The 16977-nt window shown below is 49.3% G+C and carries 17 protein-coding genes; 5 read left to right on the top strand and 12 right to left on the bottom strand.

Annotated elements, in window-relative coordinates:
• Nucleotides 1-64 precede the first annotated feature (64 nt).
• Nucleotides 65-622, bottom strand: a complete 558-nt coding sequence (locus KQI_RS0106295) for an outer spore coat protein CotE (protein ID WP_010345904.1) — start codon at nucleotides 620-622, stop codon at nucleotides 65-67.
• Between the two features lie 126 nt (nucleotides 623-748).
• Nucleotides 749-1645, bottom strand: coding sequence for a LysR family transcriptional regulator (locus KQI_RS0106290; RefSeq protein ID WP_010345903.1), 897 nt, complete (start codon nucleotides 1643-1645; stop codon nucleotides 749-751).
• A gap of 115 nt (nucleotides 1646-1760) precedes the next feature.
• Here KQI_RS0106290 and KQI_RS0106285 point away from each other — a divergent pair, with 115 nt between their 5' ends.
• Entirely contained in the window at nucleotides 1761-3074 is a 1314-nt protein-coding gene (locus KQI_RS0106285) for an amino acid permease (RefSeq protein ID WP_010345902.1), read from the top strand.
• A 25-nt stretch (nucleotides 3075-3099) separates the two neighbouring features.
• Here KQI_RS0106285 and KQI_RS0106280 read toward each other — a convergent pair whose 3' ends face one another.
• The 5 genes from KQI_RS0106280 to KQI_RS0106260 all read right to left on the bottom strand — a co-directional run bounded on the left by KQI_RS0106280 (nucleotide 3100) and on the right by KQI_RS0106260 (nucleotide 8677).
• The gene (locus KQI_RS0106280; protein WP_010345901.1) at nucleotides 3100-4056 is read right to left on the bottom strand and encodes an aromatic acid exporter family protein; all 957 of its coding nucleotides are present in this window, start codon (nucleotides 4054-4056) and stop codon (nucleotides 3100-3102) included.
• 233 nt (nucleotides 4057-4289) lie between these two features.
• Complete coding sequence (locus KQI_RS0106275; protein WP_010345900.1) at nucleotides 4290-5123, bottom strand: ABC transporter permease; 834 nt, start codon at nucleotides 5121-5123, stop codon at nucleotides 4290-4292.
• Nucleotides 5124-5131: 8 nt separating this feature from the next.
• A complete protein-coding gene (locus KQI_RS0106270; protein ID WP_010345899.1) occupies nucleotides 5132-5944 on the bottom strand; it encodes an ABC transporter ATP-binding protein in 813 nt (270 codons plus the stop codon).
• Nucleotides 5941-7029: an ABC transporter substrate-binding protein gene (locus tag KQI_RS0106265; RefSeq protein WP_010345898.1), complete on the bottom strand. Its 1089-nt coding sequence runs from the start codon at nucleotides 7027-7029 to the stop codon at nucleotides 5941-5943. Before KQI_RS0106265 ends, KQI_RS0106270 begins: the two co-directional genes overlap by 4 nt.
• Nucleotides 7030-7159: 130 nt before the next feature.
• Entirely contained in the window at nucleotides 7160-8677 is a 1518-nt protein-coding gene (locus KQI_RS0106260) for a carboxypeptidase M32 (RefSeq protein ID WP_010345897.1), read from the bottom strand.
• Nucleotides 8678-8936: 259 nt separating this feature from the next.
• Between KQI_RS0106260 and KQI_RS0106255 the strand changes: the two genes are divergently transcribed.
• The 4 genes from KQI_RS0106255 (at nucleotide 8937) to KQI_RS0106240 (ending at nucleotide 11298) form a co-directional block, all read left to right on the top strand.
• Entirely contained in the window at nucleotides 8937-9500 is a 564-nt protein-coding gene (locus KQI_RS0106255; protein WP_010345896.1) for a beta-class carbonic anhydrase, read from the top strand.
• A gap of 333 nt (nucleotides 9501-9833) precedes the next feature.
• A complete protein-coding gene (locus KQI_RS0106250; protein ID WP_010345895.1) occupies nucleotides 9834-10406 on the top strand; it encodes a PadR family transcriptional regulator in 573 nt (190 codons plus the stop codon).
• 154 nt (nucleotides 10407-10560) lie between these two features.
• Nucleotides 10561-11016 carry a hypothetical protein gene (locus KQI_RS0106245; protein ID WP_010345894.1) on the top strand — a complete coding sequence of 152 codons (456 nt, stop codon included), beginning with the start codon at nucleotides 10561-10563 and terminating at the stop codon, nucleotides 11014-11016.
• Nucleotides 11017-11019: 3 nt separating this feature from the next.
• Nucleotides 11020-11298, top strand: a complete 279-nt coding sequence (locus KQI_RS0106240; RefSeq protein ID WP_010345893.1) for a YxcD family protein — start codon at nucleotides 11020-11022, stop codon at nucleotides 11296-11298.
• A 214-nt stretch (nucleotides 11299-11512) separates the two neighbouring features.
• Here the strand turns inward: KQI_RS0106240 and KQI_RS0106230 are convergent, their stop codons facing one another.
• From KQI_RS0106230 to KQI_RS0106210, 5 genes are read right to left on the bottom strand one after another with little or no spacing between them, the layout of a single operon-like run.
• A complete protein-coding gene (locus KQI_RS0106230; RefSeq protein ID WP_010345890.1) occupies nucleotides 11513-12391 on the bottom strand; it encodes an STM4011 family radical SAM protein in 879 nt (292 codons plus the stop codon).
• Nucleotides 12388-13815, bottom strand: coding sequence for an STM4012 family radical SAM protein (locus KQI_RS0106225; RefSeq protein ID WP_010345888.1), 1428 nt, complete (start codon nucleotides 13813-13815; stop codon nucleotides 12388-12390). The genes KQI_RS0106230 and KQI_RS0106225 overlap by 4 nt, the downstream gene beginning before the upstream one ends.
• A gap of 46 nt (nucleotides 13816-13861) precedes the next feature.
• Nucleotides 13862-14644, bottom strand: coding sequence for an STM4013/SEN3800 family hydrolase (locus KQI_RS0106220; RefSeq protein ID WP_010345887.1), 783 nt, complete (start codon nucleotides 14642-14644; stop codon nucleotides 13862-13864).
• Nucleotides 14637-15977, bottom strand: coding sequence for an STM4014 family protein (locus KQI_RS0106215; RefSeq protein ID WP_010345886.1), 1341 nt, complete (start codon nucleotides 15975-15977; stop codon nucleotides 14637-14639). The genes KQI_RS0106220 and KQI_RS0106215 overlap by 8 nt, the downstream gene beginning before the upstream one ends.
• Nucleotides 15978-15995: 18 nt before the next feature.
• Nucleotides 15996-16838, bottom strand: coding sequence for an STM4015 family protein (locus KQI_RS0106210; protein ID WP_010345885.1), 843 nt, complete (start codon nucleotides 16836-16838; stop codon nucleotides 15996-15998).
• Between the last annotated feature and the right edge of the window lie 139 nt (nucleotides 16839-16977).

Raw genomic sequence — 16977 nt, 5'->3', positions numbered from 1 at the left:
CTTTGCCCCTGCGCAGAATCAGCCGGCGCAAAGAGTAAAGCGGCCCTCTTTTTGTTACCCTCCGTCAGAGCTCGTCGTCAATGAGGTCGGGGTCGAGCTCCTCATAGTCCCCTTCTTCCGCTCCAAAATCAAAATCCTTGGCAAAATCATCACTGCTGCCATTCGGGAATACTTCCACAACAATTTTCGTTTCCGCCACCAGCTCCACCGCAAATTCCCGCTCGACCCGGATCATTACGCTGCCGCCCCCGGAAGATACACTGGCCTCAACGCAGCTCGGCTCCTGTGTAGCTTCGGCGGATACTTCCACTGTAGATGCCCGATGCTTCGGATCAAGATACGAAAGCGGCACATGTTCCACGTACGATACCGTTTCCTTAGCCACATCGGTCTGCGAGTTTTTATCGTATGAGTACCAAATATTGATGTCATACGTCCCGACGACCTCAATGCCGTCCCCGGCCGCCACAGCTTCATACTGGTGGTTAATAATCCATGCCCCCAAAATGCTGGTTGGATTATTGGGCGGAGTTACGGTATGGGTTACGGTAGAGAATCTGCGACCTTTTCCACAGATCGCTTTAGTAATAATCTCTCTACGATTTTTATGACTCAATGCCATTCTTGAACCTCCTCCATACAATCAATCATTCCATACATATGTATGCAGGTTGTGGGCGAATGTTGAGTGAATAGGCGAAAAGGAAAAAATATTATTTGTATAAGCTTATGCCGCAATGGCTTGAACTCATGCACGCCAATGTGCTACATGCTGCTCTACAATCTGTAAAAATTCGCTGAGAGCCGGGGATTTCCATTTTTTCGTATGATAAGTGACCTGAGTAGCCACCTGTTGCTCACTGTCATCCCACGCCAAACGTGTCATTTTCCCTTCACGCAGCTCATTTTGCACCGTAACGAGCGGGAGCAGTGCAACACCCAAGCCTGCCATAACACACTGCTTGATGGCTTCAATGCTCCAAAACTCCAGACTCGGGTCCGCAAAAATACCGTGTCTGTTCAAATACTGCTCAAACAGAATACGGTACGTACAGCCAGACTCCGTATGCAAAATGGTTTCATCCTTTAAATCGCGAGGCTCTACCCTTGTATATGCAGCCAGCGGATGCTGAAGCGGCGCGACCAGTGCCATCGGCTCATGGATGAGCGTAGTCACCTGCAGCTCCCTGTCCTCCGTCTCAGGCTGAAGCAAAAAAGCCAAATCCAGCTCGCCGGAGCGAACCATATCGCGCAATTCCCAGCATTCACCGGGTTTAAGCACGATTTTAACCTTCGAATACTTCTCCCTATACTCACGAATCAGGCCTGGCAACCGAAAAGCAGCCAGCGACTCCGGTGCTCCAATTTTCAGCGTGCCCGTCAGCTCCGATTCTGAACAAAGCGCATCCTTGGCCATCGCATGCATCTTGGAAATTTCCTGCGCATAGGGCAGCAGACGCCGTCCGGCGTCCGTCAGCATGATTTTCTTGCCAATACGGTCAAACAGCGGCGTCCCCAGCTCGGTTTCCAGCGTCTGGATTTGAGCCGTGATACTCGACTGTGCATAATCCAGTATACGCGCCGCTCGTGTAAAACTGCCGGCTTCAACCACATTTAAAAACGTAAATAAATGCCGAGATTCCATAGTCTACCCCTTCCATCGTTTTTTTCGATGCAATCTATCATTATATTCCGTTTTTCCGATAGATTGATTATCTGATAAGCTGATGGAAATGACAAGAGAAAGAAGGATTTTCTGCATGACAAATGAACACAAGCTACAATCCACTATTGGTCTTCCACAGGCCATTGCGCTCTACATCGGAGCTGTGCTGGGTTCGGGCATATTGATTGTACCCGGTCTTGCCGCCCAAATGGCGGGACCGGCATCACTGCTGGCATGGGGCTTTATGACCCTGCTCATCTTGCCAATGGCACTGTCCATGGGCCTTCTGTCCGCTAAATTTCCGAATGCAGGAGGGGTATCACATTTTGTCACGCTGGCCTTTTCACCACGTGCCGGTTCATATATTGGATGGTTTTTTCTCATGTCCGTTCCGATCGGAGCACCTGTTGCCGCACTCACCGGAGCTGGCTATATGACCGCTGCCATGGGCTGGGGAGAGGAAAGCCGCATTATGCTAGCCGCTGCCATGCTGGCTGTGGGGCTGGGGATCAACTGGATCGGCATGAAGGTGGCTGGACGCATTCAGGTGGCTGTCGTCATTGCTACTGTAGCTGTCCTTATTTTCGCCATTGCCGCAGCACTTCCCCAGATGAAAACCATACACTTCATCCCCTTCGTTCCTCATGGCTGGCTCCCTGTCGGTCAGGCAGCCGCGATTCTGTTCTGGTGCTTCATCGGCTGGGAGGCCGTATCCCATATGTCAGAGGAATTCACCAATCCCCAGCGGGCAGCTGTTAAAGGTGTAACCATTGCAGCTATCCTCGTTGGGCTGCTGTATTTCCTGACTGCATTGGCTACGATTGGGACACAAAGCTACCTTGCGGGAGGTTCAGATGCTTCCCTTGTATGGGTGATCAGCCGAGCTATCGGTCCATGGGGCGCAGTCATCGCGGGCTTGACGGGAATCTTTATTTGTACTGCAACGATTATTGCTTATGTTGGTGCCGCTTCACGGGTCGCGTATGCTTTATCCCGACAAGGACACGCCTTTGGCTGGATGGGCAAATTATCCCGACGTTTCCATACACCTGTCGGGGGCATCGCTTTTCTTGCCGTTTGCTTCGTGATCATTATGTCTCTGTACAGTAGTGGCGCCGTTTCACTCACCAACCTCATCCAGTTCCCGAACGCCACCTTCATTCTGACCTATCTCGGCGGCTGTGCGGCGGGAATTAAGCTTCTACGGGGCAGTCGCTGGGGTGTCGCGATCAGCTCAGTGTCATTCATCTCAACAGCGGTCGTTTTTCCCTTTGTCGGGTGGGCCATGCTCTATCCCGGACTGATCAGCATTGCCCTATGGATCACAGGACGTATTCGGCGCAAACGTTCCCTGCCTGCTACGGCCTCTGCCGTTATTGAACAAGAAAAGGCCACTGTCCATCACTAGACAGCAGCCGCTCAAGGCCTTTACTCTAATTTTTCACCGGAGTAGGGGCCTTGTCCTTTTTGGCGATTTTCAAATACTGGTACAGCTCATGCGTAAGCTGCAAGAGTGCCGAACGAATCTCGAACTCCTCCCGTGTTGCGGGAAGCTCCATTTCTTTAAATTCCTCACGAACCTGTTCCAGCAGCTTCTCAGTCTGCCCCGTATAATGCCCGGCCAAAACGTCATGGCTAAGCTGGTCGAACAGCTCGGCCAGAAGCTTGGCCTGCGGCATATGCTGATACATTTGTGCGATCAGTTGCATCATGTTCTGAATCGAATCCAGCTGCTCCCTGCGCATATAAAAATACACATTCCAGCCCTCTTGGGGACGGAGCATCTGATTTTCCAATGAACGCCCCGCTTCGGTTACCCCCCTGACGATGATGCTGTTCGCTTCGATAACTTCCTTGCCATCCCATATGTATGCTGGACTACGCAGCGTATTGGCTATGTTTCTGAATATGACGGAAAACGTCCGATCAACCTCGTGCCGAATTTGCTGCATCGTATTATCGGAACGTGGCATATAGGCCAAATTGACGATCATGGCGGAGCCGAGTCCAATAACAAGCAGAGCCAGCTGGGTCAGCAGCACCTCCATATCAATTACACCGCCGCTAAATACACGGAAAACGACAACCGATCCCGTGACGATCCCTTCCTTGAAGCCTACACGAACAATGACCGGGAACGCCGTCAAAATATATAATGCCAGAACCCAATCATGGAATCCGAAAACAACAAACAAAATACAAGCAAAAAGAAGCCCCACAACGGACGCAAAAAATCTCGCTGAAATGGTACGGAGGCTTCTCTTGCGTGTGACATCCACCCCCAAAATAGCCAAAAGTCCTGCCGAGGTAGCTCCATGAATGCCAAAACCATCCGCAATGAGTACGGCCATTAATGCGGCAATAGCCGTTTTAATTGTACGAAAGCCCATGAAAAAACTCTGTCCTCTCTAGGTGAAATCTGTGTCAGCATTTTGCATCATTCGATTCCCGACACTCAAAAGAACAATATCATAGATGAACGAAACCGTTCCACTCTATAGATTGCAGATTTAAATCGCTCTTTTGGATTTATGCAAAATGCTCGTTTTCATAAATTTTAAATAATTTCATTTTCATGGTACTTTATTTTCACGTTTTACACAAATGTTCAGAAATTTTATTTTTACCGATGAGGACGACCGGACAACAGACGATGCTCCACATACACAACCGCCTGATACATCAGTGTAGCTACGATGGCAATGATCAGCAGACTGGACATCACCAGCGTAAAATTGAATACCTGAAAACCATAAATAATCAAATAGCCCAACCCGTTTTTGGCCACCAGAAATTCACCGACAATCACACCAATCCATGCCATACCGACATTGACTTTCAGCGTAGAGACAATTGCGGGGAAGGATGCAGGCAAAATCACCTTTTGGAACGTATCACGCCGCGATCCTCCAAACGTACGCACCACCTTGATCAGATTCGAGTCAACTTCCTGAAAGCTGTTGTACACGACCAGCGTCGTAATGATGACTATAATGGAGAGAGTCGTCATAAGGATAGCCGTAAAGCCCGCCCCGAACATAACGATAAAAATCGGACCCAGTGCCACCTTGGGCATACTGTTGAACACGACCATATAGGGGTCCAGCACCTTCGACAAAAACGGCGACCACCAAATAAGTACAGCCAGCAGTGTGCCTAACAGCGTTCCGAGTAAAAAACCTGCCATCGTCTCTCCGACTGTAACACCGACATGCCCCCATAGCTCACCACTGACCGCATCCTTGCCAATCTGAGTGAATATTTTGCTCGGGTAGCTGAATAATAGTACATCAATCCACTTCATCCGGCCCGCAATTTCCCATAGTACAAATAAAAGCAATAAAATAGCTGTCTGTACGCCTGTCACCAATCGCCGCTGCGAACGCCTGCCACGCCGATACTCCTGATGCAGCACTTGAATCCAGCGTTGCTCAAGCCGATCCGCTTCATCCCTCATGGTCTAACTCACTCCTTTACTCCCGAAGCCTCCAGTTCACCCCATATTTCATGAAAAAGCTCATTAAAGCCCGGCTGATCACGTGCATAAAAAGGTTGAGCTTCACGAATGGATTCTGGAATGTCGAAGGTACGCCGAATATGGCCAGGATTACGGCCCAGCACAATAATCCGGTCGCTGACCGCAATCGCCTCGGCCAAATCGTGTGTAACCAAAATAGCCGTCTTCCCCCGTTCACGCAATGTTTCGGCAATCAGGTCTTCCAGTTGCAGCTTGGTCTGATAATCCAGCGCAGAGAACGGCTCATCCAGCAGAAGCAGTCCCGGATTGGTCGCCAGCGTCCTCACCAGCGCCACACGCTGGCGCATGCCTCCAGACAGCTGGGACGGATGCAGATGCTCCTTCCCTCCCAGGCCCATGCTCTTCAGCAGCAGCCGTGTCCGCTCGCGCGAAGCCTCATCTACCCTTTTGCCCAGCTCCAGACCCAGCAAGGCGTTATCCATAATCGTCCGCCAAGGGAACAGATAGTCCTGTTGCAGCATATAGCCGACCTCCGGGCTTGGGCCGCTTACTGGTCGTCCTTGCAGCATCACCTGGCCCGCTGCTGGACGTAGCAGCCCGGCGATCATGGACAGAATCGTCGTTTTGCCACAACCACTCGGGCCGACCAAGCTGACGAATTCACCTGGCGACACGGAAAAATCAATATTCTCAACCGCCAGCGAAGCTTCCCGATCCGTTACATACACATGCGTCACTTGCGCAAGTCTTACCATTGGGACCGATATATCCGAAGGATTACCGCCTCGATCCTCGATCATGGTGGACCTCCGGTGTCTGTACCTGCACCCGTGGCTTCGGTCTTGCTCGCTTTCGCAGACGAGTCGCTGTTTCCGGCAGAATCTGCCGAGATTGCCTGCTGTGCAAAGCTCGTATTCACCAGCTTATCCAGTGCAACGGGACTTTTCAGCTCTCCCGCCGAGGCCATGATATCCTGTAAATTCTGCCATTCCTTTTCCTCAATAATCGGGTTCAAAGCATAGGTGCCTTGTTCCTTGTAGCGCTCGATGCTGCTCGTCAGAATCGCCAAATCTGTATCCTTGAAATAAGGCGTAATCGCCTCGGCAATTTGTTCAGGTGAATGTGTAGCAATCCAGTGCTGGGCCTGGTATACAGCGTTTGTAAATTTTTGCGCGGTCGCAGCATTCGTGTTCAAATAGCTTTGTTTTGCCATATATACCGTATATGGCAGCTCGCCGCTCTCCACACCGATAGAGGCTACTACCCGTCCACGGCCTGCCTTTTCAAAAATAGATGCCTGTGGCTCAAACAACTGTACATAATCCCCTGTCCCGGAGCCGAATGCAGAGGCCACGTTGGCAAAATCAATATTTTGAATCAGCTTCAGATCCTGATGAGGATCAATGCCGTGCTTGCGCAAGCTAAATTCCAGTGACATTTGTGGCATTCCGCCCTTGCGTTGACCCAGAAAATTTTGCTTTTTCAGCTTTTCCCAGTCAAAGTTGTCCTGCGTTTGACGAGCAAACAGAAACGTTCCGTCCTTCTGTGTCAGTTGGGCAAAATTAATAACGGGGTCCTCTGCCCCTTGCTGATACACATAAATGGATGTTTCCGCGCCGATCAGTGCAATATCCGCCTGATTGGACAGCAACGCCGTCATCGCCTTATCACCACCGGGAATGGTCGCCAATTGGACATCCAGTCCCTCCTGAGCAAACATCCCCTGGCTCAAGGCTACATACTGCGGCGCATAAAAGACCGTGCGGGCTACCTCGCCCAGTCTGATCTCAATCATCTGCTCCCCTTTGGGTGCGCACCCGCTGAGCAGCAGCAATCCGAGCAGTGCAGCAGCCACCACAGCTTTGCAACGAGCGCCGGTTTTCATCCTTGTTCCCTCCCCACCTTTTACATCGTTGATTTCATATATTGTTATGCATCTGTCTATATAATGGTTAATCGCATACAAAAAAACCGCGTTCACCCAGGAACGCGGGACAGATGCACATACAATCATTTTACAGTTTGTATATGGATATATATTTTTCTTCCAGATAGTCGGCAAGATAATCCGGGTTCAGATCCTCACCCGTAATGGCTACAATCAGCTCGGACGGCGTCCGACTCTTACCATAACGGTAAATCCGCTCGGTCAGCCATTGCTTGATCGGCTCAAGCTCTCCGGCAGCAATCAGCTCATCCAGGTTCGGCAGTTCCTTGCGCAGCGTCGCCAAAATTTGCGCCGCATACATGTTCCCCAGTGAGTAAGAGGCAAAATAGCCAAAATCACCACCGGACCAGTGAACGTCCTGAAGTACGCCCAGCCCGTCATTCGGCGGGACAAGCCCCAGATACTCCTTATATTTCGCATTCCATACCTCTGGAAGACGCTTCACATCCAGCTTTTCATTAAACAACATTTTTTCAATTTCATAACGGATAATAATATGTAAATTATATGTCAGCTCATCCGCTTCGATCCGAATTAATGAATTTTCCACACGGTTAACAGCCCGATGAAATTGCCCTGCCGTAACCTTCGCCAACTGCTCAGGAAAATGCTTTTGCAAGTCATCGTAATATCGATCCCAGAAAGCGCGACTGCGTCCGATTTTATTTTCCCACAAACGCGACTGGGATTCATGGATCCCCATGGAGGTTCCTCCAGACAGGAGCGAACCTGCCAGTTCAGGGGCAATATTTTGCTCATACAGTGCATGACCGCCTTCATGCAACGAGCTGAAGATCGCACTGGTCACATCGTCTTGCAAATAATGTGTTGTTATGCGCACATCACCCGGATTTAATCCGGTCGCAAAAGGATGCACACTTTCATCCAAACGTCCTGCGGCAAAATCATAACCCATCTCTCCCAAAATAAACAGGCTGAACTTCTCCTGCTGCTTGACATCAAACACACCGTCGAGAAAGCTCCTATCCGGCTGGTTTGGTGAAGCCTGGATTTTGGACAATAGCGGGACAAGGCGCTTTTTAAGCCGATCAAACACGGCATCCAGCTTCTCAACGGTCATACCCGGCTCATATTGATCCAAAAGCGTGTCATATTCCGTGTCCTTGATTCCCCAGTAGCCGATGAACTCACGCTTCATATCCACGATTTTTGACAGATACGGTTCGAAGCCTGCAAAATCGCTATGTTCCTTCGCTTCCTCCCATTTGCTCTCGGCCTGTGCAGCAAGCGTGCTGTATTCCCGGTAACGATCTGCCGGAACCGAACGATTCAGATCATAATTTTTACGGCATTCCTCCACCAGTCTGCGATCATTGTCTTCCAATTGCTCCAGCTTGTCGGCGGCGGCAAAATACTGCAGCAACTGCCCCATTTCATCCGAAATCATCAGTTTGAACATTTCAGTGGACAATATACCCAACGTTTCCGAACGAATGTCAACACCCTTACGTGGAGCACCTGTGCGTAAATCCCAGTGCAGCAGGCCTACTGCTTCGCCATAGCTGCTGATTTTGTGAGAAAGCTCCTTTAATGTCGTTAATTGCTCCGATGTCTGTCGCTCCATGATTGAAGTCACCCCTTTAACTAAAAATGGATAAAACTTTACAATGCTTATACTTGATGATAATGATATTAAAAAGTATAATCAACACACAACATGCACAGCCAGCTTCTGATAGACATTTAAAAGACGTCAGAACTACATACCAACAAAGGAGTAAAGCCTGATTTACGGCCTGTGCTGACCGAAAATTAGGCTTCTTCTATACTGGTCTGTCGCCAATCATTATTCAAAAAATAAATTGTATACGGAGGGAACAATCGTGAATCACCTCAAAGAGATACTGGATTACAACCGTGTTTTCGTAGAAAACAAAGAATACGAGGCCTATCGTACAGGCAAGTTCCCTAACAAAAGAATGGTCATCATTACGTGTATGGATACACGGCTAACTGAGCTGTTGCCTAAAGCCATGAACTTGCGCAATGGTGATGTCAAAATTATTAAAAATGCGGGTGCGATCATCTCCCAGCCTTTCGGAAGTGTAATGCGTAGCGTACTGGTTGCCCTGTACGAGCTGGAAGCGGACGAGGTACTCGTTATAGGTCACTATGAATGCGGTATGGCTGCGCTGAACGCCGACCATATGGTCAATGAAATGCTGGATCGCGGTATTTCGCAAGAAGTGTTGAACACACTGGAAAACTCGGGAATCAAGCTGAACAAATGGCTGAGAGGTTTTGACAATATTGAAGAAGGGGTCGGCAGTACAGTTAAGCTTATTAAAAACCACCCGCTTCTCCCGCCCAATACACCTGTTCACGGGATGGTCATTCATCCAGACACCGGAGAGTTAACGCTTGTCGTTGACGGGAACCAGCAGTAAGCTTTTAAAAAGCCAGAAAAACGATTCTCTTGTTGTTGGTCCCTGGAATAAGGGTCCGTTCGCGGAGCGTCCATCTAAAGTACTGACGAATATCCTTCTCTCAAACAAAGGGGTGTCCTATAGCCATTTCTATGGCTTTTGGGGCACCCCCTTTTTATGAAAAAAGTGCATATGCAGGCCAATTGATCAGAGCAATTGGAGACAAATCTATGATCGCTCTGGGTGAAAGTTGTCAAACCATACAGTTTCAGTGTACACTTTTTATGAAGCTGCAGAATATCTGTTACAGAGCTGCTACAACCGTTACTATAATGGATGAAGGAGATAAGATCGATGAATTTACTATCGTATGGCCTGTTGGGACTTCTCGCCAGAGAAGAATCCTCCGGTTATGATCTGATGTTGCGTATCCAGCCTTTTTGGCAGGCCAAGCACAGCCAGATTTATCCGCTGCTGTCCCGTATGGAGAGCAAGGAACTGCTAGCCTCCCGCTGGATTCAACAGTCCGACAAGCCTGATAAAAAAATGTATACCATTACCGACAAGGGAATCCATATGCTTCAGCAATGGTCTCAGGAATCGGTGGCTGCTCCAATCACACGGGATGAATTAAGTCTTCGACTGTTCTGCCTTTGGTTGACAGACAAAAGCAGTGCCAACCGCATGCTGGAAGAACGCAAACGCCATTTCATTCAGAAAATCCAGCATTTGGAGGATATACTGGAGCGCATTCCTGCAGAAGATTTACATTTTGGCAGTAAAAACTTTGGGGACTACATTTTAGTGCAAAAAGGGCTTATGAACGCCAAAGCAGGCTTGGAATGGTGTCAGTTAGTTTTGCGCATGCTGCTTGCCGGAGACATTAGACCAGACACAAATCCGTTTGCGCTTAAATCGCAAAGCTGAATGCATTAGTCAATTCAAGCATAGGATCAGGTATCATTTTCATTAAATTTTTAAAAAATCAAATTCTTTGAAACCCTTTTCCATTCATTGCGTATTAAAGATAAGTGGTTGTTTGACCTATTTCAAACCAATTGACTGAGGGGGATATATTTACATGAAGAAGGCATTTACTTTGAAAAATATGATGATGCTGATGATGGCTTTTACATTGTTGATTGCCATGATTGCACCGTCTACAGCTGATGCGAGACGAGGTGGCGGATTTAAATCCGGTCCAAAATCATATCAATCTACACCAAGCAAGGCGACTAACAGCAACGGCATCAATAAATCTGATAGCGGAACCAAATCTAGTGCAGCTACGGGCAACACAAGCAGAACCGGTGGATTTCTCGGCGGTGGCGGCGGCTTCCTCAAAGGTATGATGCTGGGTGGCTTGGCAGGTATGCTCTTTGGCGGACTGTTCGGCAACATGGGTGCACTGGGCAGCTTGCTCGGCCTTGCAGTCAACGTTCTTGCCATATACGTCCTGATCATGGTTGGTGTAGGTATCTACCGTGCCATTAAAAATCGCCGCAGACCTGATGACTCCCGTGGAGGACGTTACTAAGCTATGATTTTGAGTATGGATGAGATTATTAACGCCATTTGTTTGCATATGGCTGAACGCAAGGGTGTTCAGCCCACCGATGTGGTTGTAGAACTAAGCTGGGAAGAGGACACAGGCTATACAGCGGAAGTTCATGTACAGGGCCGCAGTCAGTATTTGGTAGAGGCAAACATGATTGAGGCTATCCTGCGTTACCTGCATTCCGAATACAATATTCGTGCTTATCGCGAGCAGGTCAGATTGGATTTGGATGAAGAAATTACGGCTATTGTCCAAACCTAAACATACACCACAGAGAAGTCGTACTGAGCATGTTACAAAACAGCAGAACCGACCTTTGCTTGATGCAAGGGTCGGTTCTTTTTTGGGCACTCGTTCTTCTATCAGACATGGGACTCGAATTCACCTTGTTTGAGTTCAAACACATTTTGCTTGTAGCCACCTGCAAGTTTAAGCTCTGGTGGCCGGCATCCTATCTTTTTACAAAGCTTATGTGCTAAACGTATGAAACCGGCATGACCTGCGCCCGCGGCACCCTTTCAAGCAAGCCGCTACCGTACATCTGCCGAAACGGCTGCTCCTCCATATGGATATAGCCGATATAGCAGCCGCATTCCTTCATCCGGCATGGACGTTTGGCGCTCAAACCTTCCAGACCATCCCTGTACAGGTGTCCAATCACACGTCGATCCTGATAGCAATGCTTTACTCGTCCGTCGCCCTGGACATAAAATACATCCTCTCCGGCACGACATGCTCGCCCCTGACTGCTGTAATCCTGCAAATTCCATTGAAAATAGGGGTCGATTGCAGCCAATTCCTTAATCTCTGCATCAGTATAATAATGGGGTCGATCCTTATAGGCGTTGATCCACAAATAAACATCCTTTGGAAGTTGCGATCGCAAGGAACGAATAGCCGGAAATGCCTGTCTTAATCCGACTGTACCGACACTATAGGAAATACCAAGCTCATATAACTTCATAGCCTGTGATATAAAAGCCTGCTCCTTCGTCTCTCCAGGGTGATATGTAGCCCACAATGCAGCAGTCTTCGGATTTAATTCCTTCGTCCAATCCAGTTTAGCCGATAGATTCGTCTGTACTGCCACTTTTTCTACATGCGCCATGTGCGAAAACTCAATCATGGTTCTGCGATACCAGGAATGAATCAAGGCTTCTCCATATGGATTAAAAAAAATGGAGAGTCGATGTCCCAAAGCTCCCTGCTCCCGTACCCATTCGGCAAAACGTTCCAATTGGACCCGATCCTTGTTCAACGTCTCCCGACTATCCACGTTTTTACTAAACGGACAGTAAGGGCAGGCATAGTTGCAGGAGGTCAACGAACCACGATAATATAAAGTTGCTCTCATGCTCCTGCATACCCTTCCATGCGTTCCCGTACAGCCGTGGAGATCATCCAGTCCCCAATCGCATCAGAATAGGCCATTCCTTCCTCCGTGAGTCGCAGTGTACCCTTCTCAACGACCGCCATACCCGATTCCAGCAGCAACGACATGCCAGTAAAATCTTCCGGCAGAGATACACCGAAGCGCTCTGCGTAGGCTAATAGATTCAAGCCTTCCCGATGGAGCAGCGCTTTCAGAATAAAACGCCGTTTGCTCTCATCCTCATTTAAAATAAAACCGTAGTCTGCCAGATCATGACGCTCCGCAGCAACGAAATCTGCGATAATACTGCGGGTAGCTGCGGCGCTAACACCGTACCGACTGGCATAGTGCACATTGCGTGTATAAGAGCGTGCACCACAGCCCAGACCCGCCATGCCTTCCTCCTGACAGCTATATGGCAAAAGCTCCTTGCCGGACGCACCCTCATTTTTAGCAAAACGGCGCATGGAATATTGTATATATCCTGCCTGCTTAAGTCTTTCGCGTGCTGCTTCATACAAACTTAACCGAATATCATGCTCCAGTCCGGTATAACCCGGCTTTAAAATTGTATTTTCCCGTATATATAGCGGATAAAGGAAAATCTCTCCCGGCGAGTAAGACAGGGCCTCCTCCAGTGAATACAGCCAGGTTTCCACCGTTTGCCCAGGCAGACCATAGATCAGATCCACGTTCAGCAAAGGAAAATCATACTCCACCAGCCGTGCGAGCGCTTCACGCACAAGCTTGGGCTTCTGCGGTCGGTAAATGGCCGCACTTTCTGACTCCACAAAGCTTTGGATCCCCATGCTGACACGGTCTGTCCCGCGGCGTTTGAGCACTTCCAGCCGATCCTCGGTCACCGTATCGGGAGAGGTTTCCACTGAAATGGAGGCACGCTTAGGGTCCAGTCCCATTATATTCTCTGCAATGTCAAACAAGCGATCGACCAAAGGCGCCTCCAGTAAGGTCGGTGTGCCCCCTCCGATGGCAAAACGTGAAAAAGGTCGTCCACCCATAATAGGTGCCCATTGCCGGGCTTGTCTTTCAAGCGCATCCACATACTCCTTATGTACATCCAGCCGCTTGTCCGGCAAGGTGAACAGGTTGCAAAATCCACAGCGAGCCGCGCAAAACGGAATATGCATATACAAAAAGTAGCTCTCCAACTCCTCCTTCTCCCATAACTCCCGCAATGAAAGCGGTGCATCAAACGCCCGATAAGCCGTTTTGTGCGGATAAGAGTACAGATAGGAGCGGTAGGGAGCTTCACGGATCGTGCGTGCCCATTCATCAGGGTTCTCAGGCCACGAGGACCTGGATGATGCCGTACTTACGTCCTTCCCCGAAGAGGTATCGGCAGTTGCTCCTGTTGGGTATAGATGGTTCGGATTCATGGCTTTCATTTCTGCTCCCTCCTCGCGCTGGATTGATTTCTATATTTCTATTGCCTTACAAAATAAATTCGCGATAAGGCACATTCCATACGACCTCATGTGCCAGACGATGCCCTTCGTAGCCATCCTCCCCGTAAGCCGTACCATGATCGGAAAAAGCCATACAAAACGTCCTGCCCCGCTTCCGCAAAGCATCAAACAAGCGTCCAAGCTGTCCATCCACATACCGCAAGGCGGCTCGCTGGGAGTCCACTGAATCCTTAACGGCACCCTCCACAAAATAATGATTAGGCCCATGAATCGCTGATACATTCAGAAACAAAAACAGGCGTTGTGCCGGGTCCGCCTTCTCCAGCAACTTCAGGGCATGATTTACCTGATGCTCCGTCGAGCGGGGATTCGTCACGCCAAACGTCATACGCCAGTAGCTTTCTTGAAAATACCCCGGCAGCACCTTGGCCAGCTTATTTTTCTTCGTGAAAAAAATAACGCCACCGATACAGATCGTCCGATAGCCCTCATTTTCCAGCCCTGACACGATATCCGGAGCATCAAACAGCCAAGTGTTTGGATGCGTGCGCAGTCCTGTATCCTTGGTGTGAAACAACCGGATATGTGAAGCCTTATCCGTATTCGCAGGCGTCGGCAAAAATCCGCCAAAAAAAGCATGATGTGCGGCATAGGTAAAACTTCCGGGTGTATGGCGTTTTTCCCAAGGTCCAGAGCCGCATAAATTCGGGCAGTTCTCTTCCTCCAGCTTCGCTACATCATATCGCAGCGTATCCAGCGTAATCATGACAATATCATGAGAGCCGACAATTTGGTTCATATTAGTCATCATCAGTCTTTCCTTTCAAAGCCGCACTTCCATTGGTCAGCTGCAGCATTTCCCATTCATACGGATTCCAGCCTTGATGTTGCACCCGGTACAGCAAGTCTCCGAACGGATTTACATCCAGCACATAGGGACGACCGCCATGAGCCGGAACCAGCACGTCTAGTCCAGCAACGCTGGAAGCCGGAAAAACACTCATGGCGGCTTCCGCAGTAAGCTGGATCGATTCCACCGTGCCCGGTGACAAGCCAGCCTCCTCCAGCAAAAGCCGCTCATTACGTAAATGTAGATTCGTGATGGGGCTGCGGCTCAAACGTAAAACCGCATGGCAAGCCTCTGCTCCGCATACGAGCTGTCGCACATCATACACGCGCCCGTTCAGGGTCGCTTTGGGAATCCAGCGCTCCACATGTACCCCTTCCGTGCATAGCCAAGCCAGGATGGCATGAATATCCTGCTTGTCCGTATAACGGCGCAGGCGTCCCGCATTGTAATATACACGCTGACCTTGAACAATTTCCGTTCCAATTGTGGTCACCGCCAGCTCTGCCCTTGTCTGAGGATGCACCTGATAGGCCATGACTCCAGAAGCACCTGAACCACAAAATATTTTCACAAATACGCGGTGAAATCCGCGCATCTTCATTGTCGTATGCAGATCGGTAGGGTCACGAAATGCTCCGTCTGATGGTAAAAGCACTGGCGGAACCCTTATGCCCGCCTCGCCTAATACGACGCTGCAACGCCGCTTATCAAACATCACAGCCACTTCCGCCGGATCATTCATCCAGCGTGACAAGGGCCAAAGCAGTGCCGCTTCATGCCGCAGCCAGGCCAGCAGACGACAATAGCCCCGGAACCATTGTGCCAGGTGCCAAATACGGCCATGCTGCTCTTGCAGACACCGCGCTTCTGCCGCCGAAATACCTGTACCTTGTGTCCATTCCGAGCATGGCAACAGAGAATCATCCCCCTCAGCATCCGGAGCGCCAAGAGCGATCAGCTCACGCTCTACCTCAAAGCTTTCGCCCGGTGCATCCAGACGAAGCAGCAGACTATTGCCCGCCTGCTCCGCCAGTACTCGAACGATGCTCTGTTGCACATGAACACTGCCATGCACGCGATCTGGCCTAGCTTGCACAGCTATTTGAGCCATCAGCTCACCCAGACTGCATTTCTCCCGAATGGCTCGCAGCACATCTCTATAGGAAACCTCCACCGCGGGGGGAAGCTTCAATTTGCTACGCGCCGCTTGTAGTCCCGTAGTCCGACGATTACCCGGATTTCCGAACAAAATAAGCGGCTCGCTGGCACTACTGTCTGGTATCCTAACCATAAAGCCACCTCAATCAGATTACTCGGTCAATGACGGATAACGCCAATCATCTTCCTCGTCTGCTTCCTGCTGATCATCCACATTCACAGATAGTCCAGAGCTTTTCCAGCGCTGCATCATTTCACTGGACATATAATGATAGCTCAAATCCAGATGCTTTAACCCCTTGATGCTTTCACTTGCCAGCAGAGCCTCTGCTCCTTGATCTGACAACGTACCCTGAGACAGATCCAGCACTTCCAGTTGTCCGATCACTGGGGCTTTAGCTGCTGCAATCGCAATTTCATCCTGTATTTCGCTATCCTTTAGCCCCAAATATGTTAGCTTGGGAAAAGGATTGTTGTCCAAAAACGGTAAAACGTCTTTCAAACCACCGTCAAAGCCGTATTCGTCCACACCCAAATATAGCTCCAGCTTGCGCAGCTCAGGCAGCTCGGCATGATATATTTGCTGGAGGACACTGGCAGGCAAACCACCGCAAATAATAACCAGTTCCTGAAGGTGGCTATGACGAAGCGGCTCCAGGCTCAGGTCCTGGCTTCCTTTGATATAAAAAGACTCCAATGCTGGAAACGCTTCTAGCAGCGGGGACAGATTCGATTGATTAATCCATGAAACCTCACACTCATCATATTCCATATCACCGATAAACAGCTTGCGCAGCTTCGGAAATTGATCTTTATGCTGTACCAGCACCGGGATAAAATCCTCAGGCGAATTTTCATAGGCTCCGCCCCAATCCCCAATAATCAGATCCGTAACCTCCGCGCTCTCCGGCTTGGCTGCCAGCTCCTCAATCAATTTAGCCATCGTTTGTCCACTCTCATAAGCATCAAAATCCACTACCAATTTTACTTCCATTTTTACAATTCCTCCGATCGCTCATCTGAGAATGTAATGAATCCCTGTCTAGCAGACTATCTATTTCCAATTCAGTCTATCCTATCATACCAATGTTCGTCAAAAATAGCCTCTTTCCGACATTAATCCTATGTAAAAT

Origin of the sequence: Paenibacillus peoriae KCTC 3763, assembly GCF_000236805.1 — a bacterium.
Classification (GTDB): Bacteria; Bacillota; Bacilli; order Paenibacillales; family Paenibacillaceae; genus Paenibacillus; species Paenibacillus peoriae.
This window is presented reverse-complemented; position numbering and strand designations above follow the sequence as displayed.